Below are 12,688 nucleotides of genomic sequence, written 5' to 3'. Positions count from 1 at the left end.
GGTGAAGAAAGGCGTCATCCCGGCGGATCCGGGATGACCAGGGCGAATGATGATCAAAGGTCTTTCGGCAGATCCTGACCGAGCCACTTGGCGGCGATCGCATTCAGCGAGCCGTCTGCCTTAGCGGCGGCTACGGTGGCGTTGACCTTTTCCAGCAGGGCCGGTTCGTTCTTGTTGAGGCCGATATAGCAGGGGGAGTTCTTGATGAGGAACTTGAGTTCCGGGCGCTTCGGCGGGTTCTTGGCGAGGATCGCGGCGGCGACGACGTTGCCAGTCGCGACAACCTCCACCTGGCCAGAAAGGAAGGCCGAGATGGTGCCGTTATTGTCCTCGTAGCGTTTGATGGTGGCATCCGAAGGCGCAACCTTTGTCAGTTCCAGGTCCTCGACGGCGCCACGGGTGACGGCGATGGTCTTGCCTTTCAGGTCTTCGGCCTTGGAGAGCGCAACATCGGCCGGGCCGAAAACGCCGTTGAAGAAAGGCGCGTAAGCATCGGAGAAATCAATAACTTTTTCGCGCTCGGCATTCTTGCCGAGGCTGGAGATCACAAGGTCGACCTTGTTGGTCTGGAGATAGGGAACGCGGTTGGCGCTGGTGACAGGCACGAGTTCCACCTTCACGCCCAGCTTGTCGGCGATCATCTTGGCCATGTCGATATCATAACCCTGCGGGGTCATATCAGCCGAAACGCTGCCGAAGGGCGGGAAATCCTGCGGCACGGCCACCCGCAGCGTTCCGCGTGCGGTGATGTCGGCAAGGGCGTCCGCCTTGGCGGGCGCGGAAAGACCAAAGGCGGCAGCCATGGCAGCGGCAGCGATGAGGGTCCGTCTGAAGATCATATGTCGTTCTCCTTGTGTTGATTTGGTTGCATGTGGATTTTGTCCGGATCGCCGCCATTCTTTTCCGGCAGGGCAAGCGACCGGCGAAGGCCGGCGAGAGGATCCGGGCGTCGTGTGAGGTCGAGGCCGGTTTCCACCTCGTCCAGATGTTCTATGGAAAGTTCCGCCGCCCTCACGAAATCGCCCGCTTCCATGGCGTCGAAGATCCGACAATGCCCCTCATGGGATTGGAGGGCATGGAATTCCGACTGGTAGAGCATGGAGATCAGAATTGTCCGGGCGGTGAGATCACGCAGCAGCTCGATAAGGACGGCGTTGCCGCAAAGCTCAGCGATGCGGATATGGAAATCACCCATCAGGCAGGTAAGGCGCTGGCGGTCGCCTGCGGCTATTGCAATCTTCTCTTCCTCGAGATGCGCGACGAGAACCTTGCGCCCCTCCTCCGACAGCACCCGCATGCTGCGCAGCAACCCGGATCGATGATCCGCCGGGCCTCGTAAATGGTCATCGCCTCCTCGGCGGAAGGTTCGACGACGAACCAGCCCCGGCGCGCGCTGACATGGACGATGCCGCGTGTTTCCAGACGCATCATCGCCTCCCGGACCCGGGTGCGCGAAACGGCGAAAAGTCCGGCCAGCTGATTTTCGCTGAGCCGCGTGCCCGGCCGGATACGTGCCGAAAGAATGCCGGAAACGATGGCTTCTTCGATATTTATCTGACGGTCCTGCCTGGTATGTAAATCTTGCATACAAGATTGAAAGCAAGGCCCGTGCCAGAACGGATTATTCTTTTAAAATCAAAATCTACCTGAAATGCACGCGCCCACTCGCTCAAATTTTGAGCAAGAAAATTGACGTCCATCAAAAAAAACGCAGAGCTGCGTGACCCCGGTGCGTTTGCCGCGGGACTTCGCTCTAACCGGCCTTGAAGCGGTCGAAAGCCGTGAGATACTTGACCGTGGGATCGGCGTCCCATCGGTAAATTTCGGTTCGGAGGAAATGCAGCTCGTCTTCGAGCTTTTCTTCCGACAGCTCCACCCACCAGGATTTCGGCCGACCGTCGGAACCGTCCGACCAGCGGTAACCCCGCTTTTTCAGGTGGTCCTTCATGTCGAACGGGCTGTTTTCCGCATAAATACGGACCCGGGAATGCTGGCTCGCCTCATAAAGCTCCATGAAAGGCGTTCCGCTTTGGCCCGGCCTCTGTTGCTCCAGCACTTCCAGCAGTGCGAAACAATCATCGACGGCGCGATGGCCATCATGGAAATAGCCGGATTGCCCGATCAGGTAGGCAAGCTTGCTGCCCTCGAAACCGCGTGCACTCCAGTCAATTTCCGAAACGGAACAGGCCCAGGCCTTGTTGCGGAAGATCGGCGAGAAGGCCTCGCAAAAGGGACGATCGAAGCCGGCATTGTGGGCAATGATCAAATCGGCGCCGGTAACAAGCGAGGTCAGCTGGTCGATGTCTATCGACTGTCCGGCAACCATCTCATCGGTGATACCCGTCAGGCGCGTGATCTCTTCCGGAATGGGAGTGCCCGGCTGTCGCAAACCGCCATAAACGCCGGTGATATCACCGATCGCACCCTGATCGTCGAATGTGAAGGTAATGATACCGATTTCTATGATTTCGTCGGTTCGGTGGTTGAGGCCCGTCGTCTCGGTATCGAGGATCACGCCCTGCCGTGGAAATCCCGCTCTGGGCTGGTCGCTGACCGCGCGCGGCTGCAGCTTGCGCAGGATACGGTAATTGCCTGTCGATTCGAGATGTGCGGCCAGAGCCTCGTCGTCGGGAACCGTCTTCTGCGTCGTTTCGCGACCACCCGCTTTTCGCCCGCGCTCAGCCTGAGGAAGCCGCGCTGTCGCGGAGCCGAAAAAATCCAACTGGGAGGTCATTCCACTCCTGTCCGCCTTGGCCGGAAATCGAGAATAAGTACTCCAACATATGCGCAGAGGCTGACACTAACAACTCCGGTTTCTCTCATCCACAGAAACCGGGCGGCGTCCGTTTGGCATTGCCCGCATCGGATTCGCAAAAGGGGCGGAATGTTCCGCCCCCCTCTTTGCTTTGCCGCTATCGATTGAAATACCCGTGGTCAGCGTGTGTGGTGAACCGGCTGCAATGCATAAACAGGTGTCGGAAGCCCCTCCATGCGTGCCTTTAACTGCAAGGCGAGATATTGCGAATAGTGACGCGACTGGTGCAGGTTACCGCCGTGGAACCACAGCGCCTCCTGCTGCGTCGGCTTCCACATGTTGCGCTGCTCGCCTTCCCACGGCCCCGGATCCTTCGGTGTATCCGAGCCGAGACCCCAGACCTTGCCGACCCTGTCAGCCGTTTCCTGATCGATGAGATCGGCAACCCAGCCATTCATCGACCCGTAGCCCGTCGCATAAACGATGACATCGGCGGGAATTTCCTTGCCACCGGCAAGTTTTATCGAACTCTCGGTAATCTCGTCCACCTGACCGGCGGCAAGCTTCACCTTGCCATCGATGATGAGCTGCGAGGCGCCGATATCGATATAATAACCGGAGCCGCGCCGCAGATACTTCATGAACAGGCCCGAACCATCCGCACCCCAATCGAGCTGGAATCCGGCCTTTTCCAGCGCGGCGTAAAAATCGGCGTCGCGTTCCCGCATCCTGTCATAGAGCGGAATCTGGAACTCGTGCATGATCCGATACGGCAACGAAGCGAAGATGAGATCGGCCTTTGCCGTCGTTACGCCGTTCGCCAGAGCCTGTTCGGAATAGAGCGCACCGAGCCCAATATCCATCAGCGTGTCGGATTTGACGATATGGGTGGTCGAACGCTGGATCATCGTCACATCAACACCCACTTCATGGAGCGCGGCGCAGATATCGTGGGCCGAGTTGTTCGAGCCGACGACCGCAACCTTCTTGCCCTTGTAACCATCCGGCCCCGGATGCTGCGAGGAATGGTGCTGATCGCCGCTGAAACGCTCTCGCCCCTTGAAATCCGGAATATTGGCCTTGCCGGACATGCCGGTGGCAAAGACCAATTGCTTTGGCCGGAGCACGACTTCCTCGCCGTCACGATCGACGATGATCTTCCATTCCTTCGCCGCCTCATCCCATCTGGCAGACTTGGCGGTGGAGCGGGTCCAGTAATTCAGCTCCATCACCTTGGTGTAGAATTCCAGCCAGTCACCGATCTTGTCCTTGGGTGCAAAGACCGGCCAGTTCTTCGGGAAATCGATGTAGGGCAGATGGTCGTACCAGACAGGATCGTGCAGGCAGAGCGACTTGTAGCGTTTGCGCCAGCTGTCACCCGGCCGGTCGTTCTTTTCGAGAATGATCGTCGGCACGCCGAGCTGGCGCAGCCGCGCGCCAAGCGCGATGCCGCCCTGTCCACCGCCGATGATGACGGTATAGGGTTGCCTGTCGTAGCCAAGCGTGCGCGCTTCCTCCTCGCGCTCCTCCTTCCACGTTTTGGCACCGAGGTTCTGGCCATGCCGGGCGCCGAGCGGGCGGGTGAAGCCCGATTTCTCCTCATGGCCCTTCAGTTCGGACAGCGCCGTCAGCAGCGTCCATATCTGGCCGTTCTTGAAACGCACCAGACCGTAACCGCGCCCGGTTGCCGTCTCGAAGGTGATCCAGCTTTCCAGAACGCCTTCCGCTTCCGTCGCCTCTTCACCGGTGGCGACACGCCAATTGGAGGGCCTCGCCGTCGAAAGCTGCGATTGCAGCATGTCACGCACCTGATCGCGCCCCTCGACGGTCTTGATGTTCCAGGTAAAGGCAACGAGGTCGCGCCAGTAACAATCCTCGGCAAACAGATTGACGGCATCATCGACCCGGCCAGCTTCAAGCGCCGCGCCGAAGGTATCTAGAAGCGCCTGAAGGCGGGTGGTGGGGGTCTTTTCGAGCATGTGTTCCTCCTCCTGCTCAATGTGGCAGGACGGCTCCTCAACCGCCCCGCATGTCGGATCGGCCTATCGCGACAGGTCGATCAGGATTTTCAGATGTTTGCCGGCCGGGTCGAGCAACTGGTCGAACCCTTCCGTGACCGCCTCGCTGAGCGAGACATATTTGGTGACGATCCGGCTCGCCGGAATCTGGCCGCTGGCGATCAGCCGGGCAACACGCGGCCAATAATGGGTCGGATAGGCCCAGGAGCCGCGAATATCGATGTCCTTGAAGGTCACGTCGAACCAGTTCAGCGGGTTTTCGCCGGGGTGGAGACCGGTCTGCACCACGACACCCTGCTTGCGCACGGCATCGGCGCAGTTCTTCAGCGCATATTCATTACCGACGCATTCGATGGCGACATCGCAGCCGACATTGCCTTCGGTCTCGGCACGAATGACATCGCCGACCTTTTCCGTCTTCGGATTGATCGTGCGCACCTCGCCGAGCGCCTCCCGCGCCAGCGCCAGACGCGTGTCGTTGAGATCGGAAAGGAATATCTGCGAGGCACCGGCCGCCCGCGCCGCCATGGCAACGAGAATGCCGATCGGCCCGGCACCGGTGACAAGCACGCTGCTGCCAGCCGTTACACCGCCACGGTCGCAGGCATAAACCGCAACCGCCGTGGGCTCTATGAGGGCCGCTTCCTGATCGGAAAGCGCATCGGGTATCGGCTGGACATTGTAGTCATTGAGAAGAGCCGCCTGCGCCATGCCACCGGAATGCCAGGACAGGCCGGCGAGCGCGAGATTTGTGCTCAGATGATAGAGACCGCGATCGGCGTAATAATCGCCATGGCGTGGCATGATCAGCGGCTGGATCGATACCCTATCGCCGGGCTTTACATGGCTGACGCCCTCGCCCACGGCCTTGACGACACCGCCAAATTCATGACCGAGAATTTGCGGCCCGTGAGCGCCGGTGAAAGGATGCGGCTCCTTCGGCACGAAGATCGGGCCATAGGCATATTCGTGCAGGTCCGTACCGCAGATGCCGCAGAACCTGTTTTCAACGAGCACCTCGCCCGGGCCGGGCTCGGGCGGCGAATTCACATCTTCGATGCGTAAATCCTTGGCGGCGTGAAAGCGCAGTGCTTTCATTGCATTTCCTCCTGTTGTTCTTGCACAGAAGGATCAGCAAGCGGCATGCCAGAATGTTTGACGCTCTATTATGATGCGATTTCAACAGGTTGCGAAGACACCACTTTAGCCTGTCGGACAAATGCAACAGGTCACGCGCAACAGGTGTTGCACCGGTCGCATAAGTTCAGGCGTTTGAGGCGGCGGTGGATGGTGGAACGGTTGACGCCGAGGCTTCGCGCCAGCGCCGAGACGTTGTTGCCGCAGTCCTGTAGCGCCCGACGCAGATCGTCGTCATCCCGCGACGTATTGGCGGTGGCTTCGGTGAAGAGATGGTCCGGCAGGCAACCGGGATCGATGGTGCCGCCGTCGCAGAGCGCCGCCGCAACCCGCAGGGCGTTGAAGAGTTCGCGCAGATTGCCCGGCCAGTCATGCGCAAGCAGGAGTTCGCGTGCCGCCGCGTCGATCCTGTAGGTCTCGCCGTTTTCCTTCTCGATGCGGTGGAGAAACTGGTCGATAAGCCAGCCGAGATCCTCGCGCTCCCGCAGCGCCGGCAGCGTCACCGTCGCGGCATTCAGGCGATAATAGAGGTCCTGCCGGAAACGACCTTCCTTCACCAACTCGGCAAGATCGCGGTGCGATGCGGATAGCACTCTCAGACGCACCGGCTTCGCCTTCAATGCACCAACCGGCTGCACCTCGTTTTCCGAGAGCACGCGCAGCAGGCGGCTTTGCAGGGAAAGCGGCATATCGCCGATCTCATCCAAGAACAATGTGCCGCCGCTTGCCTCTTCGATGAGGCCGCGTTTGCCCTTCTGGCTGGCGCCGGTGAAAGCGCCGGGCGCGTAACCAAACAATTCGGATTCGATGAGATGCTCCGGGATCGCCGCACAATTGACAGCAATGAAATTGCCGCCGCTGTTGCAGCTGTCGTGGATCGCCCGCGCAAGATATTCCTTACCGCTGCCCGTCTCACCCTGAATGAGGATGGGAATATCGCGGGCGGCGAGCTTGGCGGCCCGCACCTGCACCTTTTCCATCGCCGTATCGCCATTGCTCATGTCCCTCAGCGCGCGCGGCAACCGGGGCTCCGACGTAACCGGTGCGCGAATACTGACCGCGGGCGCGATGGCGCTGGCAAAAAGCACCAGACCGTTGCGGGCGCGCAAAAGCCGCTCGCCGTTTGGCCGCCCGCGCATGAAGCGCGGCAGGTCGTCCACGTCGATATCGAAGACCGAGGAAATCGGCTTGCCGAGAAAATCGCGCGTGGCAAGGCCATGCATGTTCATCGAGCGTGCGAGCGCCCCGAAACCACCATGGGTCATGCCGGTAATGCGCCCGCTACCATCAAGGGCAATAGCCGCATCGGGATCGACGTCGAGGAACTCAGGCGAACGGGCAAGACGCAGTACCCAGTCATTGCGGGTGCGGGTCATCAGATTGGCAAGCTCGATGCGCCGCGCGGTGGAGGCGACCAGATGCAGCGCCAGTTGCTGACTGGCCTTGGCCGTCGGCGAGCGCAGCTGGGAGATATCGAGCACGGCGGTAAGATCGCCGAGCGTATCGAAAACAGGGGCCGCAGTGCAGGTCAGCCCGATATGGCTGGTATCGAAATGGTCATCCTGATGGATGATGACCGGCTCGCCGGAAACAAGACAGGCACCAACGGCGCAAGTGCCTGCTCGGTTCTCGGACCATTCCGAGCCGAGATAAAGCCCCGCCCGGCGCAACTGGTTGTCGAAGGTCGGATCGCCCATGAAATCGACGGTGACGCCGCGTGCATCCGACAGCAAAAGCACATAGTTCTGTTCGGCGATCTGGTTGAACAGGGCCTCGAGGCCGGAGCGGCCGATGCGGATCAGCTCCTCGGCCTGCTCACGATGCTCCCGAAGCTTCAGCTCCGGCACGATATAGGCTTCCTGCGCGATCGTCGGATCGAGCTTGTAGTCGTTCAGACAGCGCAGCCAGGACTGGATGACGGGCGTATCACGCGGGCTGACCGCGCCCATGCCGACACGTTCGATCTCCCGTATATGCGACAGCGTCGATACCATGCATGCTTCCTCCGGGGCGGATGGTCGCATATTAGGAGACTGCTCACAATCCGGTTGTTACCGTGGTGGACGCTCGAAGCGATGCAACAATCGGGAAGCGGCCTGTCTCAGGAATGCGGGCGATTGATAATATTCTCGCAATTGGCCGGATCGCCGATGATCTCGCTGGTCTTGATGGTGGAAGCAGCGTCCGCAGTGATCTTGATGATGCAGTCGCGGCGGTGCTCCTTGATCTTCATGCCTTCCGTTTCGGATATCCGCATCTGCCCGTCCACGGTGCGGGCTTCCCGCTTGTTGCTGAGGCCGGCATAGGTCTCGACATCCACCTTCAGCCAATAGGATTCCGTCGCACCCTTTTCGATGATGACCTTGTTCGGACGGCCAAATCTCGCGATAGCGGCATCGCGGGGCTGACCCACGAGGCTTGCCACCGTGCGGAAGACGTCCGTCTGCCCGGTCGTGGCGCACGCGGAAACAACAGCCAGCACGCCGACCAGACATCCCGTTTCAAGCCATCTCATTTTCAGTTTCTTCCTTCACAAATTGCCACCGGCGGACACGTTCCACTGCGATGTGCGCGCAATCTAGGCTCGATAGTTTTGCGCTGAAAGAAGGGGCGGCGGAAATGCCGATCAACTTGTTATGATCGACGGCACCATGCGGACACTCTCACCTGTTGCGAAACACGGTGCAGGGAACCCCGGCCTGCCGGATTTCGCCGCAAAGCTGATTGGCCTGCCCCCGTGTCTCACGACCGATGCGGGCGGCATAACGCGGGCGTGAGCCGAAGTTTCCGCCTCGCTGCCGGACGATCAAGGCGCGTTCAGCATTAAGCGGCCCGGACAGCTGGCCTATTGCGCGGGTGAAAAGCCGGTTTGCCACCGCCGGATTATAATGCGCGGCAAGCTGCACGCCCCAGGGCGCCCAATCTGCCGAGGAGATGAGAACGGGATCATTTATGGTTCGCGTGTCGGCCAGACGCAGGCAGGCGTCGATGAAGGATCGGCTGTCATCCAGCGCCGGGGCCGCCTTTTCCGGCGGATTGTCTTTCCAGCTCTCCACGGGATATCCGGTTATAGCAAACACATAATCCCGGGTTTCCGTCGGCAGGCGGCCGGTCGAGATGAATGTCCGCAATCCCCCTTCGCCGGCATTATAGGCCGCCGCTGCCAGACCGAAATTGCCGAACTGCACATTCAGCTCCGACAGGTAGCGGGAAGACGCCTCCAGCGCGGCGATGATGTTGAAGCTGTCTTCGAGGCCGCGCAGCCTTGCCGTTCCCGGCATGAACTGGGCTATGCCTTCTGCACCTTTCGGGCTGACCGCATTGGGCCGAAACAGGCTTTCCCGCCAGATGAGCCTTGCGAAATAATCCGGCGGCACCGCGTGGCGCCCGGCCAGAACCTCGATGGCGTGACACAGATCGCTATTGTAGCTGGCCACGCGGATACATAATTCCGGCGCGACATCATGGGTGTAGGCGCAGGACACTTTTCCCGCAGCCGGCTCCTCAGCCCCGGCCGCGCCACAGGCGACAGTCAGAAACCAGAGCGCAAGACCCATGCGGCTTGTCGATATCCCTGCCAAGCGAGCGTCCCCGAAAATTCCATGCACGATGCGCGGATTATCAGACAATCCGGACGATATGCCCAGACCTTCGGCTCATCTTCAATGGAAGTTTCAGTTTTCCGGTCCGGTTGGTGCTTATGCGGGTCCGGAATGACTGCCTACCCCCCGATGGACGCGCGACGATTTTAAATGACACGGGCGAAGTTTGAGCAACCGCCCCTTCCTGCCACAAAAGATCTGCGCATCAGCTCAAGCATGCGCTTCAAGTAACAAAGAGACGTCGTTTGTATCTATACTTTGAGAGCTGCATGATTAAAAACATCGTTGCCCTTGAAGTCAATACGACCAATATTTCAAGTATTCTGGGAGGAAATATGATCGACATCGTAACCGCACTCGCCGTTTGGGCGTATATCGCCGGCTTTTTGATCTTGACGGCGCGGTTGGCAGGACAGACGGGAGAACCGATCTGGCTTTTCGCAAAAGGCCGTGAACGGCAGGCCATCCCTGCCATGCTTTTCCGCATAACCTTTCTTCTCGGCGCTCTTCTGCCGCTTGTCAGCCTTTGGCTGGGGCCGCAACAACCAATCCCGCTTCTGAACCGCTGCGATCTTGGCGCGGCAATCCGCATCACCGGTGCGGGCCTGGTGTTGGCTGGAGGCCTGACCGCGCTTTACGCGCAGCATTATATGGGCAAGTCATGGCGCATCGGCGCGGCCGAAGGCCATCTCGGCGCAATCGTGGATAGCGGCCCGTTCGGCCTTTCCAGAAATCCTGTTTTCGTCGGGCAGATCGTGCTGTTTGCCGGGTTGGTGCTGGTCTTCACCTCGGTTCTGCAGCTTGTTGTCGCCATCGCTCTTATCATCGCAGTGGTGCTGCAGGTGAAGATCGAGGAACGTATTTTGGCGAAAGAACTCGGCCCGGCATATGATGCCTATCGACGCAAAGTGAGGCGCTGGCTTTAACGACGATATGCGCGTCGGGTTGGACCGCCGAGCCGATGCCGGCCTGACACGCAGCTTTTATCTCTTCGCAAAATTACGCCTTTCCTCCACTGTTTCGGAACGTTCGCCGCAGAGTGGCATTCTATACCGAATGGGGGCTTCAATTGTGGAGGAACAAGCAAATGAAGAAGAACATAGTCTGTATCTGGTACGACAAGGATGCCGAGGCAGCCGCCAGATTTTATGCCGAGACCTTTCCCGACAGCACGGTGGGCAAGGTGTATCGCGCGCCGAGCGACTATCCCTCCGGCAAGGAGGGCGACGTGCTGACGGTAGAATTCACCGTTGCCGGCGTCCCCTGCGTCGGTCTCAATGGCGGGCCGGAATTCAAGCATAGCGAGGCCTTTTCGTTCCAGATATCGACCGAGGATCAGGCGGAAACCGACCGTTACTGGAACGCCATCGTCGGCAATGGCGGCACGGAAAGCGTCTGCGGCTGGTGCAAGGACAAATGGGGCATCTCGTGGCAGATCACCCCACGCGTGCTGATGGAAGCAATGGCAGCCGGCGGCGCGGAGGCCAAACGCGCCTTTGCAGCAATGATGAAGATGACGAAAATCGACGTCGCCGCCATTAAGGCCGCACGTCGGGGTTGACCAAGACGGACTATTCAGCAGCAAGTAGCGAAGGGCGCCTAAAATCCGTAAATGACCGAAAAATAAAGGAAAATCCGCTCTCGTGGCGTTTATCCCGCGTGTTTTGCCGCGCAGATCGTCCTGCGCGGCCAGTCATCACAAAACGTTCAACAAAGTGTAAGCGATCCGTCAAAGACGGCTGCTAGCAGAGCCCGTGGCTTCGTGCTGGGGACGTGATGTCCTTGCCGGTCATGCCATTATTCCTTCAACGGGGCTCAACTCATGAAACCTTCCGCTCTGACCTCTTTCGTGGCCGGCGTTGCCATTGCCGCCGCCTTCGGCGCCACGGCTGCCCACGCAGAAAAGACCAAGTTCGAATTCTGGTACGGCCTTTCCGGCGATCTCGGCGACCGCGTTCAGGAAACCTGCAAGAAGTTCAACGACTCGCAGGCTGAATTCGAGATCGTCTGCACCTCGCAGAACGATTACGACGCCACGCTGCAGAACACCATTGCCGCCTACCGCGCCAAGAAGCAGCCCGCCATCACCCAGATCTACGATGCCGGCACGCTGGACATGATGCTGTCCAAGGCTTTCGTTCCTGCCAAGAAGCTGATGGCCGACAACGGCTACAAGATCGACTGGAACAACTATTTCCCCGGCATCGCCAACTATTATGCGACGGCTGCGGGCGAGCTGAACTCCTTCCCCTACAACTCCTCCACCGCCGTTTTTTATTACAATGTCGACGCTTTCGAAAAAGCCGGCATCACCTTCAAGCCAGACACCTGGGAACAGGTCGAAGAGGCTGCCAAGAAGCTGAAGACGGCCGGTTTCGAATGCCCGCTGGCATTTAATTTCGACACCTGGATGCTGATGGAGCAGTTCTCCGCCATCCACAACCAGCCGATTGCCACCAAGGGCAACGGCTATCAGGGCCTCGACGCCGAACTGACGATCAACAAAACGAAGTTCATCGATCAGGTCAAATTCTTCAAGAAGATGCAGGACGAGAAGCTGTTCGTCGTCAAGACCAAGCAGCTCGGCATGGACATCCTGCCCGCCTTTACCTCGCAGAACTGCCAGATGTTCATGTCCTCGATCGCCAGCCACGGCACCGTCGGCAAGGCCATGCCTGAGGGCGTGAAGTGGGACGTCGCCATGCTGCCGATCTGGAAGGGCACCGAGCGCCACAACTCGCTCGTCGGCGGCGCGTCGCTCTGGGTCATGGCCGGTCGTCCGGACGCTGAATACAAGGGTGCAGCCGCATTCCTGAACTTCATCGCCCAGCCTGATATGGTTGAGTGGTGGTCCACCGTCACCGGCTACATCCCCGTCACCAAGACCGGTTTCGACGCCATGAAGGCCAACGGCTTCTACGACAAGGCCCCCTACAAGGGCCGTGAAAAGGCCATTGAAAGCCTGACATTCACGCCGCCTTCCGAATATACCCGCGGTATCCGTCTCGGCGGCTTCACGCAGATCCGCAAGGAAGTCGCGACCTCGCTCGAAGCCATCTTCATGCAGAATGCCGACATCCAGACCGAACTCGACAAGGCTGTCGAGCGCTCGAATGCCGGCCTGCGCCGCTTCGAAAAGACCTATGCCGGCGCCAAGCTGAACTAAACGGTCCTTT

10 protein-coding genes and 1 pseudogene are annotated in these 12,688 nt (G+C 59.4%); 3 read left to right on the top strand and 8 right to left on the bottom strand.

Annotation, left to right across the window (positions count from 1 at the left end):
• Positions 1 to 53: 53 nt before the first annotated feature.
• From RBH10_RS09125 to RBH10_RS09090, 8 genes and pseudogenes are all read right to left on the bottom strand, one after another.
• Positions 54 to 839, bottom strand: a complete 786-nt coding sequence (locus RBH10_RS09125; RefSeq protein WP_281039402.1) for a transporter substrate-binding domain-containing protein — start codon at positions 837 to 839, stop codon at positions 54 to 56.
• Positions 836 to 1,587, bottom strand: a pseudogene (locus RBH10_RS09120) (GntR family transcriptional regulator). Before RBH10_RS09120 ends, RBH10_RS09125 begins: the two are co-directional and overlap by 4 nt.
• Positions 1,588 to 1,753: 166 nt before the next feature.
• Positions 1,754 to 2,734 carry a 3'-5' exonuclease gene (locus RBH10_RS09115; protein WP_281039400.1) on the bottom strand — a complete coding sequence of 327 codons (981 nt, stop codon included), beginning with the start codon at positions 2,732 to 2,734 and terminating at the stop codon, positions 1,754 to 1,756.
• A gap of 200 nt (positions 2,735 to 2,934) precedes the next feature.
• Positions 2,935 to 4,734, bottom strand: a complete 1,800-nt coding sequence (locus tag RBH10_RS09110) for an NAD(P)/FAD-dependent oxidoreductase (RefSeq protein ID WP_281039399.1) — start codon at positions 4,732 to 4,734, stop codon at positions 2,935 to 2,937.
• Positions 4,735 to 4,797: 63 nt separating this feature from the next.
• A complete protein-coding gene (locus RBH10_RS09105) occupies positions 4,798 to 5,871 on the bottom strand; it encodes a 2,3-butanediol dehydrogenase (RefSeq protein WP_281039398.1) in 1,074 nt (357 codons plus the stop codon).
• 131 nt (positions 5,872 to 6,002) lie between these two features.
• The gene (locus RBH10_RS09100; protein ID WP_281039397.1) at positions 6,003 to 7,904 is read right to left on the bottom strand and encodes a sigma-54-dependent Fis family transcriptional regulator; all 1,902 of its coding nucleotides are present in this window, start codon (positions 7,902 to 7,904) and stop codon (positions 6,003 to 6,005) included.
• 107 nt (positions 7,905 to 8,011) lie between these two features.
• A complete protein-coding gene (locus RBH10_RS09095; protein ID WP_281039396.1) occupies positions 8,012 to 8,425 on the bottom strand; it encodes a hypothetical protein in 414 nt (137 codons plus the stop codon).
• Positions 8,426 to 8,573: 148 nt separating this feature from the next.
• Positions 8,574 to 9,467 carry a lytic transglycosylase domain-containing protein gene (locus RBH10_RS09090; protein WP_281039458.1) on the bottom strand — a complete coding sequence of 298 codons (894 nt, stop codon included), beginning with the start codon at positions 9,465 to 9,467 and terminating at the stop codon, positions 8,574 to 8,576.
• A 380-nt stretch (positions 9,468 to 9,847) separates the two neighbouring features.
• Between RBH10_RS09090 and RBH10_RS09085 the strand changes: the two genes are divergently transcribed.
• The 3 genes from RBH10_RS09085 (at position 9,848) to RBH10_RS09075 (ending at position 12,678) form a co-directional block, all read left to right on the top strand.
• A complete protein-coding gene (locus RBH10_RS09085; RefSeq protein ID WP_281039395.1) occupies positions 9,848 to 10,438 on the top strand; it encodes an isoprenylcysteine carboxylmethyltransferase family protein in 591 nt (196 codons plus the stop codon).
• A gap of 161 nt (positions 10,439 to 10,599) precedes the next feature.
• Positions 10,600 to 11,073 carry a VOC family protein gene (locus RBH10_RS09080; RefSeq protein ID WP_281039394.1) on the top strand — a complete coding sequence of 158 codons (474 nt, stop codon included), beginning with the start codon at positions 10,600 to 10,602 and terminating at the stop codon, positions 11,071 to 11,073.
• 261 nt (positions 11,074 to 11,334) lie between these two features.
• On the top strand, positions 11,335 to 12,678 hold the full coding sequence (locus RBH10_RS09075) for an extracellular solute-binding protein (RefSeq protein WP_281039393.1): 1,344 nt from the start codon (positions 11,335 to 11,337) through the stop codon (positions 12,676 to 12,678).
• Positions 12,679 to 12,688 lie beyond the last annotated feature (10 nt).

Origin of the sequence: Rhizobium sp. AN73 (assembly GCF_030757975.1) — a bacterium.
Taxonomy (GTDB): domain Bacteria; phylum Pseudomonadota; class Alphaproteobacteria; order Rhizobiales; family Rhizobiaceae; genus Agrobacterium; species Agrobacterium arsenijevicii.
The sequence above is the reverse complement of the archived record's forward strand: the minus strand, read 5'-3'. Positions and strand labels throughout refer to the sequence as shown.